At 43.5% G+C, this 17,606-nt stretch carries 17 protein-coding genes and 1 other annotated feature; of the genes, 11 read left to right on the forward strand and 6 right to left on the reverse strand.

Going from position 1 to position 17,606, the window contains the following annotated elements:
• Positions 1-129: 129 nt before the first annotated feature.
• Positions 130-1,710, forward strand: coding sequence for a BCCT family transporter (locus tag JMY00_RS09580; RefSeq protein WP_201580013.1), 1,581 nt, complete (start codon positions 130-132; stop codon positions 1,708-1,710).
• Positions 1,711-1,797: 87 nt separating this feature from the next.
• A complete protein-coding gene (locus tag JMY00_RS09585; protein ID WP_240990720.1) occupies positions 1,798-2,130 on the forward strand; it encodes an aldo/keto reductase in 333 nt (110 codons plus the stop codon).
• Positions 2,131-2,605: 475 nt separating this feature from the next.
• Here the strand turns inward: JMY00_RS09585 and JMY00_RS09590 are convergent.
• A protein-coding gene (locus JMY00_RS09590; protein WP_198015457.1) for an integrase core domain-containing protein occupies positions 2,606-3,636 on the reverse strand; the annotation gives its coding sequence in 2 pieces (ribosomal slippage) (positions 2,606-3,384 and positions 3,384-3,636; 1,032 coding nt in all).
• Between the two features lie 541 nt (positions 3,637-4,177).
• Between JMY00_RS09590 and JMY00_RS09595 the strand changes: the two genes are divergently transcribed.
• The 8 genes from JMY00_RS09595 (at position 4,178) to JMY00_RS09630 (ending at position 10,802) form a co-directional block, all read left to right on the forward strand.
• Positions 4,178-4,780 carry a cytochrome b/b6 domain-containing protein gene (locus JMY00_RS09595; RefSeq protein WP_160022933.1) on the forward strand — a complete coding sequence of 201 codons (603 nt, stop codon included), beginning with the start codon at positions 4,178-4,180 and terminating at the stop codon, positions 4,778-4,780.
• A gap of 24 nt (positions 4,781-4,804) precedes the next feature.
• A complete protein-coding gene (locus tag JMY00_RS09600; protein WP_025653062.1) occupies positions 4,805-5,476 on the forward strand; it encodes a response regulator in 672 nt (223 codons plus the stop codon).
• Between the two features lie 49 nt (positions 5,477-5,525).
• Positions 5,526-7,067, forward strand: a complete 1,542-nt coding sequence (locus JMY00_RS09605; RefSeq protein ID WP_025653061.1) for an ATP-binding protein — start codon at positions 5,526-5,528, stop codon at positions 7,065-7,067.
• 89 nt (positions 7,068-7,156) lie between these two features.
• Entirely contained in the window at positions 7,157-7,714 is a 558-nt protein-coding gene (locus JMY00_RS09610) for a PepSY domain-containing protein (RefSeq protein WP_025653060.1), read from the forward strand.
• A complete protein-coding gene (locus JMY00_RS09615) occupies positions 7,704-8,033 on the forward strand; it encodes a hypothetical protein (RefSeq protein WP_227692092.1) in 330 nt (109 codons plus the stop codon). Before JMY00_RS09610 ends, JMY00_RS09615 begins: the two co-directional genes overlap by 11 nt.
• 74 nt (positions 8,034-8,107) lie before the next feature.
• Entirely contained in the window at positions 8,108-9,217 is a 1,110-nt protein-coding gene (locus JMY00_RS09620) for an FAD:protein FMN transferase (RefSeq protein ID WP_201580014.1), read from the forward strand.
• Between the two features lie 63 nt (positions 9,218-9,280).
• Positions 9,281-9,964 (forward strand): hypothetical protein, encoded by a 684-nt coding sequence (locus JMY00_RS09625; RefSeq protein WP_025653057.1) that lies wholly within the window; start codon positions 9,281-9,283, stop codon positions 9,962-9,964.
• A gap of 136 nt (positions 9,965-10,100) precedes the next feature.
• Positions 10,101-10,802, forward strand: a complete 702-nt coding sequence (locus tag JMY00_RS09630) for a VIT family protein (protein WP_025653056.1) — start codon at positions 10,101-10,103, stop codon at positions 10,800-10,802.
• A 31-nt stretch (positions 10,803-10,833) separates the two neighbouring features.
• Here the strand turns inward: JMY00_RS09630 and JMY00_RS09635 are convergent, their stop codons facing one another.
• The 5 genes from JMY00_RS09635 to JMY00_RS13625 all read right to left on the reverse strand — a co-directional run bounded on the left by JMY00_RS09635 (position 10,834) and on the right by JMY00_RS13625 (position 16,076).
• Positions 10,834-11,688, reverse strand: coding sequence for an SDR family oxidoreductase (locus JMY00_RS09635; protein WP_201580015.1), 855 nt, complete (start codon positions 11,686-11,688; stop codon positions 10,834-10,836).
• A gap of 77 nt (positions 11,689-11,765) precedes the next feature.
• On the reverse strand, positions 11,766-12,722 hold the full coding sequence (locus JMY00_RS09640) for a TauD/TfdA family dioxygenase (protein ID WP_025653054.1): 957 nt from the start codon (positions 12,720-12,722) through the stop codon (positions 11,766-11,768).
• Positions 12,723-12,895: 173 nt separating this feature from the next.
• A complete protein-coding gene (locus tag JMY00_RS09645) occupies positions 12,896-14,548 on the reverse strand; it encodes an AMP-binding protein (protein WP_025653053.1) in 1,653 nt (550 codons plus the stop codon).
• Between the two features lie 63 nt (positions 14,549-14,611).
• The gene (locus JMY00_RS09650; RefSeq protein WP_025653052.1) at positions 14,612-15,463 is read right to left on the reverse strand and encodes a thermostable hemolysin; all 852 of its coding nucleotides are present in this window, start codon (positions 15,461-15,463) and stop codon (positions 14,612-14,614) included.
• A 526-nt stretch (positions 15,464-15,989) separates the two neighbouring features.
• A complete protein-coding gene (locus JMY00_RS13625; protein WP_240990549.1) occupies positions 15,990-16,076 on the reverse strand; it encodes a DUF45 domain-containing protein in 87 nt (28 codons plus the stop codon).
• An 82-nt stretch (positions 16,077-16,158) separates the two neighbouring features.
• Between JMY00_RS13625 and JMY00_RS09660 the strand changes: the two genes are divergently transcribed.
• A protein-coding gene (locus JMY00_RS09660) for an IS3 family transposase (protein WP_156916427.1) occupies positions 16,159-17,378 on the forward strand; the annotation gives its coding sequence in 2 pieces (ribosomal slippage) (positions 16,159-16,444 and positions 16,444-17,378; 1,221 coding nt in all).
• Positions 16,434-16,550: a sequence feature (AL1L pseudoknot), on the forward strand. It overlaps the preceding gene by 117 nt.
• Positions 17,379-17,606: the final 228 nt, after the last annotated feature.

Raw genomic sequence — 17,606 nt, forward strand, 5'->3', positions numbered from 1 at the left:
TCTTAACAAATATCCTAATATTTTGTGGCATTACTTTTAGTCATGGTTGACAGACTTTATATCATTTTCCAATGGTCTGTGATTTGGAGTAATCTTGACCGTAATCAGAACCATAACAAGGAAGTTTGTATGGCAAAATTACGACCAGTGACTTTTTGGCCCGCATTTGTTTGCTTGGTATTAACCGTCGCTTACACACTCATTGATAAACAAAATTTTATCACGGGCACATCAAGCCTAAACACGATAATCATGACTAACCTTTCTTGGTTATTCAACCTTAGTGCTTTATTCATGGTGTTTATCGCAGCGTACGCCTTTTTTGCCCCAATCGGGCGGGTACGTATTGGCGGCGAAAACGCCTCTCAAATGCTGACCCCATTTCGTTGGTTTGCCGTGTCGCTAACCACAGTTATTGCAATGGGTATTCTATTTTGGTCTGTTGCCGAACCAGTTCTACACTATCATGAGCCCCCCGCATATTTAGGCATAATCCCTGAAAGCCCTGAAGCGATGCGCTTTTCGATGTCTACTATCTTTGTACATTGGACGATTACCCCTTATTCAATTTATACGGTTGCTGGTTTGGCATTTGCCTTAGCATTCCATAATCTTAAGTTACCATTTTCTATTGGTTCGATGTTACGTCCAATTTTAGGGCGCTGGGTTGATGGTGTTGGTGGTCAGATAGTTGATGGTTTAGCGCTATTTGCTGTCGTACTGGGTATGTCTGCCACATTGACTTCTGGGCTATTGGTGATAAGCGATGGCATGGAGTCTGTACTAGGCATTCAGAAAAGTACCACTGGGTATGCAATTATCGCTATCGTCATTATAGGGGCTGCGCTTATATCTGCTGCGTCTGGACTGCACCGTGGTATCCAAAACCTTGCTCGAATCAACACTTGGCTCTACTTTGTAGGCGCTATATTCATATTTATTGTGGGTCCTACTACCTTTATCTTGTCGCTGGGTGTTGAGTCGCTAGGGGTTTATCTTTCTGACTTTTTCGCACGCAACTTAGTAACAGGCGCTTCTGGCAATGACCCATGGCCAGGTTGGTGGACAGTGGCTTTCTTTGCCAGTTGGTTTGCTTGGGCGCCACTAAGCTGTCTGTTTCTTGGAAAAATTGCCCGTGGCTATACCGTTCGTCAGTTCATCATGGTCAATCTGCTGTTGCCATCTGCTTTCGGCTTTGTATGGTTCAGTATATTCAGCGGTTCTTCATTGTTCTTTGATACCACCATGGGCGGCATTATGTACCAAGCTTACCAAGACAATGGTTTTGCTTCGGTGATTTATGTGCTGTTCGATCAGTTACCTGGTAGCACTATACTCAGCGCGCTATTCATATTTGCCTGCTTTATCACCTTTGTGACAGCGGCCGATTCGACGACCGATGCGATTGGAGGTCTGTGTATCCAAGGCGTTGATGCAGAAAACCTTACGTCTCCTATATGGGTAAAAACGATTTGGGGCTGTGCCGTGGCCTTTGTCGCTTGGATAAGTGCGAGCTTTATCGGTACTGATGCCATCAAGATGTTGTTCAATTTGTCCGGTGTACCCGGCATGTTGATTGTACTGGGTGCAGGCCTTTCATTCTTGAAGCTGGCCCGTAGGGTTGAGATTAATGGGGATATTGTTGAGTTAAAGCCAACGCTATCAACTGACGTAAGGAAAACTAGTGAGCCTTCACGCTCAATAACGTAAAAAGAGTGGCAGTAAAAACACGTTCAAAAATGCGGTAACCATACTATCTAGTAGAACTATATCTACGACTACCTTTAAGGATTAAACATGCAATACGTCAAACTCGGACAGTCTGGCCTAAAAGTATCTCGCCTTTGTCTTGGCACCATGAATATGGGTTCAAAAGAATGGAAACCTTGGATCTTTAACGAAAAAGAAAGTGAGCCGATCATTGCACATGCGCTCGATATGGGTGTTAACTTCATCGATTTAGCCGACTTTTACTCTCTTGGCGCTGGTGAAGAGGTCGTGTGTAATGTATTGCGCCGTATCGCTCGTAGAGATGACTTGGTTATCACCACTAAAGTGGGATATGCCATGAACAATGACATCAATGCACAAGGGCATTCACGAAAAAACATTTTCAAACCCCAATATTAACAATATCACCTAAGTAAAATGCCAAATTAAAAAAGGTTACCGAGGCTATATTTGGTATAGCATTGGCAACCTTTTTTTATGTTTTTAATATTTAAAAGTAAGTTTATACGTTCATTATAATCAGATTTTCAGTCCCTCGATAGCGAAGTCATCATCACCTAAGCAGTTATGTTCTGGCTAGTACATTGCAGTCGCTGAGAAACAGATCAAAAATACAAATATTTAGTGTAGGAGTAGGTTTTTAATCAACTGTCTGAGTAATCCGATGATGAATAGACCTTAGGTGCAGCCATAGTTTTCCAAGCCTAAATAGTACGTTTTACCGTACCTTGCCTTATATCAAATAAATATGCCTCAACATCACGAATAACAGAAATGCCTGAACCAGCTCATTCAGAACTAGTTATTGGCATACCTATTCCAAGTTTAATTCAAGTGGTAACCCACCCAAACCTAAGACACTAATCTAATAGAATTAAGCTGCGTGAAATAGTTTCTGCATTGGCGTAAAGCCGCCATTGCCCATGTTCGGGCGCTCGTTATTGTAGTGGTACAACCAGTGTTCTGCTTGTTCTCTGACTTGAGCTAAAGTAGTAAACAGCTCTTGGTTTAACCAATCATACCGCATCGTTCTATTATAGCGCTCTACATAAGCATTTTGCTGTGGATGACCAGGCTCAATATATCTGATAGCAATATCTTGCTCTAGTGCCCAGTCTTTGAGTGCATTACTAATGCACTCAGGACCGTTGTCACATCTCACTTGATCAGGCTTGCCTCGATATTCAATCAGCTGATTCAGACCGCGTATCACTCTTTGAGCAGGTAGTGAAAAGTCAATCTCAACGGTTAGCGCATCAGGCATAAAGTCCATGCTCCAGCTTTGATTGATACTATCAGGTACTGCTAGAGGTATGGGTTTGTCACGTTTAATACGGCGCTTGGGCTTGATTCTAAGGTTCAATTCAAGATCGCAGTAGATGCGATACACGACGCGTTTGTGGTTGTAGGGCAACCCCAGAAAGTTATACAGACTTAAAAAGCATAATCCAAAGCCCCAATTCTTATTCTTCTGCGTCAGATCTATTAATAAATCCGCTATTAGCTTGTTTTCATCAGAGGCAACTGACTTATGATAGTAGCAAGTGACGCTGATGTTAAAGATATGGCAAGCCCTGCGTATGCTAATAAAACGCTCTTCAAGGTAGTGACAAGCCATCTCACGGCGCCTTGATGGCGCTACCATTTTTTTGACATGACATTCTGTAATATGTCAGATTTAAGACATTCATCGGCATACATCTTCTTTAGTCGAGCGTTCTCAATTTCAAGCTCTTTAAGACGTGAGATTAAAGAGGCATCCATACCGCCGTATTTAGAACGCCAGTTATAAAAGGTGCTTTGTCCAATATTGTGGTCACGGCATAGCTCAGTGATAGGGACACCTTGCTCTGCTTGCTTTAAGATGTTGACGATTTGGTTGTCGCTAAAGCGGATCTTTTTCATAGGGTTCTTCTGCTGATAGTTTAGCAGTTAATCTCTATTTCTAAGCGTTCTTATTTATCGGGAGGATTGCCGGAGTATGCGCAGTACTGAAGGGATGGCCGAACGGATCGATCAAGGTTTGCAGCGACGCAAACGCTGGATATTGCCTGAACCTGTTTCGCACCTTGGCAGCTTACTGTAGCGAGTCGCACCGGCTCTGTACTTGCATCAGGTGCGTAAACGCTTTAAAGGCGAACTACGATAAATTAATTATTGGATTCGTCTCAGCTTTTATTCTAATATTGTGCCGTTTAAAAAATAATGTTGCTAGCAACGGTATTTTAAACGGTATTTTTTATCACCACCTAGAAATGTCATGACATATTACTCACTATATGAGTGTTTGGTTTTTAGCTTCCTAAGCTAGCCTTAAGGTTTGTTTGTTGTAATAGCAGTAGAGCAGATGATGTAACGTCTAGCCTACTAGCGGTATCTCGCCTAGGTTTGATGTCTAGCAATTATATCGTCAAAAAATAAACGAACTATTAAGGGAGTGATGACCATGGACCAAAACAGTACAACGAATCCGACACACGAGTCTGATATATTGTTATCAAACATTCCTAAAACCAGACAAGTACGAGTTTGGGATATTTTGGTCAGAGTGACTCACTGGGCCGTCGCGGCTGGTATCACTGCTAATTTGCTTTTTACCGAAGAAGGCAGTGAGCTGCATCAATATGTCGGTTATACCGTGGTAGGGTTAGTGGTTGTACGTTTGCTTTGGGGTTTAGTTGGCACTCGCTATGCACGCTTCAGTGACTTTTTTCCTACATCGTCTCGTATTAAACGTCACCTATCTGATTTAAGTGCTCGCCGTATGGATGAGCAGCATCTTGGTCATAACCCATTGGCTGCCATTATGATGCTATTGTTATGGGCCGTGATTATAGGGTTAGGCGTGAGTGGTTATTTGATGGAGGCAAGAATTTTCGGTAGTAAAGACATCCTTGAAGAAATTCATGAAATACTTGCCAATAGTTTATACTCACTTGTCCCGTTACACATTATCTCTGCGATTGTCATGAGTTATTGGGAACGGCAAAATCTGATTAAGTCGATGATAACCGGTAATAAAACGGTAACGACGCGTCGCCCAAGATAAAATAATCAACGAAACAGGACAGTCATGGCACGCATACTATTAATAGAAGACGATAGCAATATTGCTGAAGGTATTGTTGTCGGGCTAAAAAGCCATGGCATGATGGTCGATTGGTTTAGTGATGCTAGGCAAGGTGAAATGGCACTGCAAGAGGATATGTTTGATGCGGTGTTGCTCGATCTGACGTTGCCAAAAGGTGATGGTATGACTGTGCTACAAAATTGGCGCTATAAACAGCTAGACACACCGGTGTTGATTATTACGGCTCGTGACGCGATTGCCAATCGCGTGGCTGGACTCAATGCAGGCGCAGATGATTATCTAGTCAAGCCATTTGCACTAGATGAAGTGGTTGCCCGTCTGCAAGCATTGATACGGCGTAGTCAGGGACGGAGCCAACCTGAGATTCGTTATGGTGAAGTCGCTTATTGGCCTCACAATCACCAAGTCTCTTATCAAGGTCAAGTCATTGAGCTAACCATCAAAGAAGTGGCCATACTAGAGCAAATGCTAACTCATCCTAAACAGATTCATAGTCGAGCCAGCTTAGAGGACAAGCTCTATGGTTGGCAACAGGATATTGAGAGTAATGCTATTGAAGTGCATATCCATCATTTACGCAAAAAACTGGGCAATGATTTTATTTTAACCAAACGCGGCATCGGCTACTATCTCAATCCAGCACATAGCCATTAAAGTGTTTATGTTCAATTTGGCTTTTAATATATGAGCAACATGTGAGCTTATGAAAAGTATCCAGCAGCGGCTGTTAATCTCTTTACTCATTGGTCTACCCTTACTATGGCTTATCACATCGAGCTTTATTGCTTGGCGGTTATGGCATGAAATTAATGAGATGAATGACACGCAAATCACTCAAGTGGTTCGATATTTGATGGGCGTATCTGCTGATGACAGTGATTCACAAGATGGGGATCCAAAAACTGGAGAACAAGAAGACAGCGACCAAGAGGAAGGTAAAGGAGAGCATCATAGAGAAAAGAGCGAAAAGCCCGCTGCCAAAATATATAATTTAAAAAGTAAAGAGCTGTCAGGTGACCTGGGTGATGCTGAAGATGACTATATGGGCTTTGCCATTTGGGATAAAGAAGGACATCTATTAGTGGCTGATGAAAATGGTCAGTCATTTTCTTTTCTGCCAGACCAGCGTGGTTTTTTAGAAGAATATAACTCTGCTTATCAGCGCCTAAACCCTTTTAGCAAACGCTGGCGGTTATTTTATGCGCATGATGACTATAATGGTGACAATGGCTACGATGACACGCATGAAGGCCGAGTGATCGCTGTTGGTCAAAACCTTGATTCTCGCCGAGAAATGATTGTCGAAGCAATGTCTGTGCAAGTGTTGCCTATGTTGATTGGGCTATTTTCCTTCATGATTTTGGCTATCGGATTGATACGACACGGACTGATGCCGTTAAGCCAAATCAGTGCCGAGGTGGAACAGCGCAAGCTGCAAGATGATAGTCCTATCACAGCAGACGTACCAAAAGAGATTCAGCCTTTGGTGACCGCTTTAAACGTTTTGTTTATAAAAGTGGCAGATACCTTGGCACGTGAACAACGCTTTACCGCTGATGCTTCTCATGAGCTGCGTAGTCCACTGGCTGCGCTCAAACTACAAGCAGACTTGTTACAGCAGCAGCTATTACAACTGTCTGGCATAGAAAACGACAATCAGTTGTTTTATCACACACAAAAGATTAGCGATGGCATTGAGCGTGCGACCCATTTGGTCGATCAATTATTGGTTTTAGCCAAGATAGAGCCGCAACAGCAGTTGCCTCCTGAGCAATTAGAGCATCCAGACTGGCTGATGCTCACAGATTCTGTACTGAGTGATGTCAACCGCTTGGCTCGTGAAAAACACATTCAATTAAAACGCACCGTACACTGTGACAATCCTGCCGATATTTTGCCCATTCTTATCAATCCAGTATTATTTAAGCTATTAATCCGCAATTTACTAGACAATGCCATCCGCTATTGCCCAGAGGGCTGTCTGATTGAACTGCAGTTAGATGTTGATAATATTAAAGTGGTGGATAATGGCTTGGGTGCAGACCCAGAGCAGCTAGCGCGCCTGAGCGAACGCTTCTACCGTCCAGCAGGTCAAACCCAACTAGGTAGTGGGCTAGGACTGTCAATCGCCAATCGAATCGCCGAGCTGCACAACCTCACCTTAGCGTTTGCCAACCGCTCTCAACCAGAAACAGGCTTTGTGGTAACAGTTAAAAGTAAAAGCCCACTCTCAAAACCATTGTAAAAAAATAAATCATACTGTCTTAAGATTGAGTTAATATTCGGTGCGTATGCTACTCGTATTCCCTAATAACATTATATGGAGTACAACCTGTGAGCCTACCGCTCTTAAAACCACTATTATTAACTGTCGGTGCGACTTCCTTAGTATTCTTTGGTGGGGTTATTGCCTTAGCCGTGCAGTCTCCCGAACCTGCTAGTACTTTATCAGTAGCTGATCCCATCACTCAAAATGCTGACATCACACCTAACGCATCATCCTCATCGGTGCAGCAGTTACCTCTTGCTGCGCTTAGTCCTGCGCAAGCGACAGCACTGGCAAAACAAGACGCACCCAATGCGATATTGCAGGCCAATCCAGAGCTCATCAACTATAACGGTAAGGTCGCTTATGAAGTGCTATTAGATAATAGCGCCACTTATATTGACGCCAATTTAGGCACGGTTCTAAATCCGGTAGCGACCAATAATTATCGTGTTGAGAATTTTTATGAAGACTACGATGAAGATGATCGAGATGAGCATCATGATGACGACAGGGACGAAAATGAAAAAGTCGGCAAATACCGTGACGAGGATTACAAAAAGAGTGATCATCTAATCGCAACGAGCTACAAACACCATGAGGAGGAAGATGATTATGATGACTAATACACAATCAACGGCCCAAGCAACTCCAAAGAAACCTGCTAATAAGACGAGTAAAAAAGCTGATCCGTTCGCCTTTCTTAAAAGCAGTATCATGATTGCATCGGTTGCAGGCACGATGGGTGGATGGTTATTTTTGCTCAATCAAGAGACAGACAGCCCATCTGTGAGCGCCGTCACTGTAAATACTACAGATTCTGGGAGTGGTGAGCTAGCTGCTGCATCAATACCCATTGTTGACATCACACAGCTGAGGCAGGTCAATGAAGCTGCTCCTGTAGAGGCAATAACAGTCGTCGCCCGTACGCGTTCTTCTCAATAACCAGCAAATCAATAAATAAGCAAAGATGAGTAATTATTGAGCTTATACCCTATCGCAAAAAATGGAGTCTTCTGATGAGTAAGAACACGACAAAATTGGCGACTCTGAAACTGGCGGCGATGGGTTGCCACATTCAAATAACGTTAAACATTACCAAGATTGGCACACAGCACTCGCAGGAAATAATAGATCACCAAATTTCTTTGTTAAAAAGTGAAACTCAGCAGCGTTTAGCACGCTGGGAGCATATATTTAGTCGTTTCGATGAAACCAGTGAGCTCATGAGACTTAATAATCATACCGACCAATGGAGGGAGGTAAGTGCAGAGTTGTTTGAGGTCTTAGGTCGCGCCATATATTTTGTTGTAGAAACTCAAGGTCTCATAACCCCAACCTTACTCAAACCGCTCTGGGCTGCTGGTTATAGGCAGTCATTTGAAACCTTGCCAAAAATGTCTACGCCATCTATACCCGTAATTACCTCAAACTCTGGCTCAAATGCCGCCACATACTTACAAGCTCAACCCAATGCTAACAATCCTAATCAGCAAATAGACAGTATTCAGTGTCGCCGATTGGTTGATGGTCAGCATCAGATCTACCTGCCCGCTGGAATAGCACTTGATTTGAATGGTTATGTCAAAGGCTGGTGTGCCATGCAATTAGCTGAGCAGATTAGTCGAAGTCATGACTGGCAACTCCCTTGTTTGGTAGATATGGGCGGTGATATAGCAATCGGTGTCCCAAGAAGCCAAGCCCTAGATAAGGCAATAGACAGTCCAATTGTTTGGGGCGTGGCAATTGCTAAACCTTACTGTGCTAATGGCGAGCATATGCAAAACGACCAAGATGTCGCAATTCTTACTTTGAGATCTGGTGCTGTCGCCACTTCTGGGCAAGATTATCGGCGCTGGTGGCATAAAGGTCGCCCGCAGCATCATTTAATTCACCCTCATTATTCCCGTCCGGCTATCAGTGATGTCCTGACAGCAACGGTCATGGCTGCGGATACTGTAACAGCAGAGGTATACGCAAAATATTGTGTGCTCCTCGGCGTTACAGAAGCAATAACATGGCTGAACCAGCATCATATTGCGGCGCTCTTAATTGATACGAATAACAACGTGATATCGTCCATTGCTATTGAGCCAAATTTGAGTGAGCCCAACTTGGTTGCCGTCTAACGACTCACGCTCTATACGCCAGATACCAATATATTAAGTAGATGCATTCATAGGAGTATCGTCATGCATACAGACAATCTTACTCACAGCCAGGCTACTTCTAATACGTCGCTTCTTGTTCAGGTTATGTGGATTGTATTGATTTTGAGTATTGCCATCGGAGTCGGCAGCTACATGCTATTGATGTGGGGAGAGACGGTCTCACAACTACTGACCGCCACAGATAAGCATTTTTGGTATTTATCACGGGCAAGTGGTGTGATTGCTTATGCTTTATTTTGGCTGGCAGTGGTTTTTGGTTTATTACTGAGTACACGCTTAGGAAAGCATTTTAATGCGGCTAGGGTATTTGCCTTGCATCAGTATTTAAGTCTGATAGCGGTAGGCTTTGCCGCTTTTCATGCTGGTATTTTATTGGCGGATAACTATCTAAATCTGCATATATGGCAGATTTTAGTACCTTTTGGTTTCCAGACTGATCGGGTGGGCGTGGCATTGGGACAGATGGGGTTTTGGCTGTTATTTATCTGTGCATTCAGTTTCTATATTAAGAAGTATATTGGTCAATCAGTGTGGCGATGGCTACACTTTTTGACCTTTACAGCTTATATGCTTATTAGCATCCATGTGTTTATGGTGGGATCTGACAGTCGAGCATTACCGTTGCTGTTATTTTATGCAAGTAGTCAGACATTGGTTTTTGTATTGACTAGCTATAGATTATTGATGATGAAACAAGTCAAGTGACTATTTAATTGGCAATTCGATTGACCGTTCAAATGACTATGTATGGAGCGTTATAGTATCAAGCGGTATAAACTGCAGTGATATTATAAGCTACACTAGGATATACCAATCCGTGTCTATACCTTTTAAGGATTTTATGCATCATTATTCTATTCATGACGAAGCACATTTGAGCAATCGCAATCATTGGTTGAGGGCAGCAGTGCTGGGTGCGAATGATGGTTTGATTTCGACAGCCAGTTTATTGGTTGGGGTAGCGGCTGCCAGCCCAAGCAGTCAGACATTGCTGTTGACTGGCATGGCCGCGTTGACCGCAGGTGCGTTGTCGATGGCGGCTGGCGAGTATATTTCTGTCTCATCACAAGCGGATACCGAAAAGGCGGATCTCGATAAAGAGAGACATGAGCTGACGCATAATGCTGAGCGTGAGCTAATAGAGCTCACAAAAATTTATGAAGCGCGTGGACTTGAGCATGATTTGGCACATCAAGTGGCCGTAAGCTTGACTGAGCACAATGCCCTGGAGGCTCATGCTCGTGATGAGATAGGCTTAACGGATCTTAGTGAAGCGAAGCCTATTCATGCATCAGTTGCCTCTGGACTATCATTTATAGCGGGGGCGATACTACCGATCATTGGGATACTACTATTACCAGCGGAAACACTGGTTTGGTCACTGGCCTCTTTGACGATAGTAGGCTTAATGCTACTTGGGATCATCTCTGCTCGTTTGGGCGGTGCGCCTGTTGTTCCTGCTACTACTAGAGTAGTAGTTTGGGGGGTACTAGCTATGGTAGCAACCTCATTGATTGGCCGCTTATTTGGCGTGGCCATTTAACAACATACTCACTCCATGACAACCTAACTGGTTACTGTCCTTTTTTAGCGTATTGTTTGATGGTGGGTAGGTCTTTGACAATGGCATTGCCAACAATGTTGGGAAACAGTCGATTGAGCCATGCAAAAAAACGCTCGGGAAACCCCAAATGCTGATGCGCCTGCTTGGTTGATATAAAGTGAATCAACGCTTTTGCGACGGTCTTAGGCGAGTCCATTTTCACTTTCAATGCCTCATTCATGGCGACGACTGCATCTTTATTCATGGTGGTCTTGGTGGCTCTAGGCGCAAAATATCGAAACTCCACTGAGGTGTCGGCATACTCGCGGCCTAACGCTTCACTTGCGCCGCGTAAGGCAAACTTGCTAGCGCTATAAGCACTAAAACCTGGGTAGCCAATACTGCCAAAGGTTGAGCCAACACTGATTATTTGGCTCGGACTATGCTGTGCTATCAAGATAGGCAGTAGTCTTTTTATGAGCTGTAGTGGATACGCCACATTGACCAACATCATCTGTTCGATCGTATCATCACTTTGATCCGTGAGTAATGCAAAGTCATTGATACCTGCATTGAGTATGACAGTATCAATGACGTTTCCATGGCCTTGTGTCATTTCACCCAGCCCCTCTAACAGTAGCGATTGCGACGCCTGCGAGCTTAAGTCACATGTATGAGACAGAAGCGGGACATCAGGATAGTCTTTGGTCAACTCATCCACTAAATGCGTCAAGGTTTGATTGTTACGCCCGATCAAGATTACCGGTCGATTATTGGCACATAATTGCCGTGCGATCTCTTGTCCGATACCACCCGTGGCACCAATTAGTATGGTGTATTGCAGGGTAGACTGTATTAGGGCTGATTGACCATTAGGTAGTGTCATGATATCGCATCCTTGTTGAACAATTATTATTAAAGCATGGATTATTGAAGCACGGATTGTAGTGATATGCGCTGTTGCTAATCGTCTGAGTGATTAATGCCATGCTTAATTCCAAGACCCATCGCAATATACAGCTTACGCTCTGCTAAGGGCACGTCAATTTGTCGACGACCATGCATGATGCGTTTGTTGTCTAGTATCACCACATCACCATTTTGCCACGCAATTTCTTGAGTATGCACTTCACAGATTCGAGTCAGCTTGGCTATTAGCTCATCATCAACGCTTTGACTATTCGCTAGGGTGAACTTAGGTTTTTCATAGTTAAATGATGGCCCAAGTAATGTGTTTGCAAAGGCGAACTGCCCGCTTAAGTTGTCCTCTCGGATAGCAGGTACCTGTAACACGTACCGAACGCCGCCATCTGTCTGAGGCTCTACATGATGCGTTAACGTCTTGCTCGTCGTCGCAGCGATAAATTTATCTAAATCATCCAAGCTTATTTGATCAGCGGCATCTGTTCTGCCGGTCGCAGTAGCCACGTAATTTTGCCAAATTGCTTGAGGTAAATAGCGACTGATACGCATCGGCTGACTAAAAGTGGCTTTTAGCTCAGGTGATAGTGCTTGATACACAGCATATCCATCACATATCGTTGTTTGTGAGCCTTTTTTGGCGCTTAACTCACTAAAAAAGGCAATGACATCAGGTGGCATCGGCGTATTGCCATTTTCGATATGTAGTCCAATAGCATGCGCACCTGCGTCCACTTTTTGGGCTTCAGAAGTGATGTTTTGACGGGCAGGATCATAGGTTAAGGTCTGACACAGTTGACTCATCAACTGACTAAACGTGTCCACATCGTAGTGATGACCTCGAAGTAACATCCAACCATGGGTTTTTAAGGCCGTTAAAATATCAGAGGTCTTAGGTAATGATACGCTGGCAGACACTTGAGAGGTTAGTACCTCAGGAGTGTCAATTTCGATAACGTCACTTTTTATCAAATCATTTAGCATAAGAGTGGTTTGCATAATGCTGTCCTATAACGATAAGTGGTAAAAATATATGTAGGCTAACGGCTAGCTTTGATCTATTTAGGTTTGGTCTATTTATGTACTATCTAAACGGTCAACGGCATTTTTCCTACTATGTTTTATTAAAAGCTTAGTAATAGAGTCTGTTGTGCTGCTGGTGAGAGTGTCCGTTATAAGCCGAGTGCTGATTTATAAGTCTCAAGAATTTGTAGTCGTCGCAATTTACCGTTATCGGTTAATAATCCATTGTCAGTGCTGAAAGGTAGCTCGGCTAGATGCCACTGTTTGATACGAGCATAGTCAGGCAAGGTTTGGTTTACGATATTTAGTGCTTGTTTGATAGCAGATTGTAAATCACTGTTATCTGCTGATGTCGCGTTAGGGTTGGCGACTATCACCGCAGATAGATGAGGCTCACCATCTCCGAGTACCGCCACCTGATAGATAATAGGCTGCGTTGAGAGCTGCGCTTCTACCCATTCAGGCGAGATATTTCGGCCAAAACTACTAATAAGCACGTTTTTGCGTCGACCCGTGATGTATAAATAGCCGTCGTCATCTAGATGACCGATATCCCCTGTGGCAATGATGCCATGGTCTTCGTTGCTATTATCATGGTTTAGGTAGCCTTGCATCGCATTGCCCGTGACCATCACTTCGCCACTGGCTGCGATGCTGACCGATGCATGAGGCATAGGTTTGCCCACGCTGCCTGCGCGCTTTGCTTTAGGCGTATTTAGACTGACCACAGAGCCACATTCAGACAAGCCATAGCCCTCATAGACAGGCAAGTTTAAGGTGTTAGCATCTTGTAATAATTTGGGTGAAACTTTGCCGCCGCCTACTGCCATAAATCTTAAGGATGGCAAAGCAATACTAGGCGTACACTCGCCACTAGTGCTTGTGCAAATTTGGGATTTTTCATTAGCTGCCATTTGCTCGCAAATGGCTTTTAGCATTTGTGGTAATAAAATAACACTGGCGATATCATGGGTTCGTACGGTTTTTATCAGCCGCTCGGCATCAAAGGCTTGATTGGATAGCAAACCAAATTGATCAATTTGCCCTGTCACCAAAGTACGGCCCATGTATAGGCTCACGTAGACGCCTGCCACGTTTTCTAACAAAGTGGCAAAAGGCAACACGCTCAAATGACTAAATTTGCTTGTGGTCTCGGTAACTTCTGAAGTGTTAGCAGCGTCATTTTTCAAGGTGTCAGCTAGCGCACCCGATAACGACTCAACAATACGCATCAAAGTATCTTGACCCAAACATACGCCTTTTGGCATACCAGTACTGCCTGAGGTGTAAGTCACTTTGCAAAAATCGTTGGCAGTAGAGGAATTTTGAGAGGTAAGGCTAGGGTCAATGATAGTGTCAGTAAGTTGATAAAAGCTACCTTTGATATGAGTCGCCTGCTCAGACTTAATGGCTTTTGTCTCTGGTGTATCAGCGATCACCCAATGATCCATATTGTCTATGATTGGCATTGTTAAACTAGCTCCAACATATACCGTCTCTATCTGCGCATCTTGTAGTAAGTGCGCAATTTGTGATGCACTAAAGAATAAGGGGATTGGCACAACGACCGCGCCGACGGTACTCAATGCCAAATCGAGTATGATCCAATCTATATCATTATGGGTATATAAAGCGACACGCTTGCCTTGCCATATGTCTAATGTCTCATGGAGCACCGACAACGTGCGTTGAAGCTGGCCATAAGTCAGACTGATCGTTTTGTCATTGTCTATCGTCTGTATCGCCACTTGCATAGGTGACTGACGGGCATGCTCACATATCGCGGTATAAATGGGTTTCATGTTATTCTCACTGTCTTGTAGTGGTGCAGTGTTATTGGTTGATGGTAAGCTAATGAATGAGTATTAAACGGTTATCTTATTTAGCGTCAAACGAGTGGCATAATTCATCTCTAACGTTTCGTTATAGCGATAATGAGGGGCGCATACCCGCTTAGCATCTGCCACATTGATGGCGACCACCAAAGGGTTGTGCTGATAGTAATGGCCCCATGATGATACTTGCTCAGGGTCTTCTAGCGCTTCTGCAGTGGCCTTGGCAATAACATGGCTGCGAATGCCCATATGCGCCAATATATGTCGCACAGCATCGGTGCCAGTACACACTACCCAGTCTGCTTTGGTTTGGTATTCATGAGTCGTAGGATTCAGGGTAGGGGTAGATAAATAAAACACCAAAAATGCTATCATAAGCCGCGCGCTACCAGCACAACCTGATGCTAAATTGCCAATCTCAAAAATGCGCTGACGATTGACTAGCTCGCCTGCTACTCTACTGATCTCATTTTGTATTGGCGTGTTTAAATACTGCTCTAAAAATATCTTATCTTCACAGATAGGTTTTAGACCGATAGCAACGCTCGTGCCTTTAAACGCGGGCAAAGTATCATCGTCAGCGGATAACCAATCGCCATAGGATGGCATATCGGCAAAACCTGAAAACAAAATAGGCATAAAGTAGCTTAATCTAGCGTGATGGATGTACTCATATATTTGTTTGATGAATGCTTGGGCATCTTGATTTTGAGTATATGAAGTAGGCGATGTCGCTATTGGAATTTGAGTGCTGGCGCGTATATATAGGGATGAAGGTATTCCTTGCACCTCCAATATTGACATTGGCTTAACGGCTTCAATATAGAAGGTCGTATTTAGAACATTCTGCAAGGTATGAGTGCTATCAATAGATAATGACATCAGCTGTCTCCAAATGGCTAAAAGCTTTTAGCACGATTAACATCATGGAAGCATGATAAAGGAGCAACCTTAACTGAACCTTAAGGTTGTATCGTTTTTAACAATCAAACCCCGGTATTGACAAACCCCAATATTAAGCACATCAACTAAGTAAAATACCAATTAAAGAAAGGTTGCTAACACTATGCACAATATAGTGTTGGCAACCTTTTTTACTTCTATAAAAATCAGTCACATCGTATATGAATTTATGATATTGATATTCTTATAACCGCACTAATGAGGTGGTTAGCATCTGACAAATCTCAAGCCAGCCTATATCTAGCTTAAAAGTAGCGAATCTATATATCTGATCAGACAATAAGATACTACTCTCGCTGTTGCCAGTCATTTTGACCTACAGGCAACCGATCAAGTAAGTCACGTCTCGATCTCCAGTCAGATATGTGTGTATCTAATAATGCTTTAAATCTATCGTTGTGCTATCGTTCCTTAAAGTGTAATAACTCATGCACGATAATATACTCTAAACCGGGAAGGGCTTTTTAGCCAATTCAAGATTAAGTAATATTCGCCATTGCTCGATATTGCAGCTACCCCATTTAGTTTTCATCTTTTGTACTTGCTAGCCACAGACAGTCCCATTGAACCGCCCCGAGATTGTCGGAGACTCAACATTCTGAGAGAATACGACAATGAAAAGACAAACCTACACTCCTGAGATTAAAGAACGCGCCGTTCGCATGCTGATCGAAGCAGAAAACGACTATCCCTCTACATGGTCAGCCATTCAAGCCATTGCCCCTAAGATTGGCTGTACGCCTGAAACCCTACGATCATGGCATAAAAAACACATCGATCAAACTATTCCTGCCTCAGTGCAAGCGCAAAGCGACAAAGAACGCATCAAAGAGCTTGAACGCGAGAATAAAGAGCTCAAGCAAGCTAATGAAATCATCAGAAAGGCTGCGGCTTTTTTCGCCCAGGCGGAGCTCGACCGCTGACTAAAATCATGATTCAATTCATCGACGACAATAAACATCTTTATGGGGTCGAGCTGATCTGTAGAGTATTACCGATTGCCCCGTCAACTTATTATCGTGCTAAAGACTTGGAGGATTGCCCTGAGAAGCGTTCCCTTCGCAGTCAGCATGACGACTTTTACATCAGTGAAATCAGACGCATCTGGACTGACAGCAAATGCCGTTATGGTGCGCGTAAAGTCTGGCAGCAGATGAAAGCTGATGGGTTAAAGGTTGCTCGTTGTACCATAGAGCGTTTAATGAGACAGCATGGCCTACAAGGTGTCTGGCGCGGTAAGGGTAAAATAACAACTCACAGCCGTGATGATCAAAAGCGTGCTGATGACTTGGTTAATCGTAACTTTAGCGCTCATCGCCCTAACCAGCTCTGGGTGGCAGACTTTACCTATATCAAGACGATAAGCGGCTGGGCGAATACCGCTTTTGTTATTGATGTGTTTGCTCGCGCTATCGTCGGCTGGAAAGTATCTAATCGTATGAATACCGATATGGTAATGGCAGCATTAAATCAAGCGATAACAGATAGAAACAATCCCAAAGATGTGATTCATCACAGTGATCGAGGGGTTCAGTACTTATCTATTCGCTATACCGATAAGATGACGGACTGCGGCGTGATTGCTTCTGTTGGTACAACAGGTGATTCATACGACAATGCACTGGCTGAAACGGTCAATGGACTCTATAAATCTGAAGTAATTGACTATTTAAAGCAGAACTGGACTGGTGTGAACGATGTTGAACTGGCAACCCTTGAGTGGGTGGACTGGTTTAATAAAACCCGTTTACATGGCACGATTGGATATGTGTCACCCTTTGAGTTTGAAAAGCGGTATTATGATAATTTAACCCTGTCAGGCATCGCTGCCTGACTCAAGTAAATCACTCTCCGATAAAGTCGGGGCGGTTCACATCGATCTGACCAGACCAGACTATTTATTGATTAAAATCTCTCAAGTTAATGTCTACAGATTTGACAGCAGAGGTCAAGCTTGATGCCACTTCTTAAAAAGGTTGCCTTTTTCAAGATACTGATAGCACGTGTGATCAGGGCATACTAAAATCGTACTTTTTCAACCATTGCTCCAAGGTGTCGCGCT

Source organism: Psychrobacter sp. Pi2-52 (assembly GCF_904846705.1).
In the GTDB taxonomy this organism is placed as follows: Bacteria; Pseudomonadota; Gammaproteobacteria; order Pseudomonadales; family Moraxellaceae; genus Psychrobacter.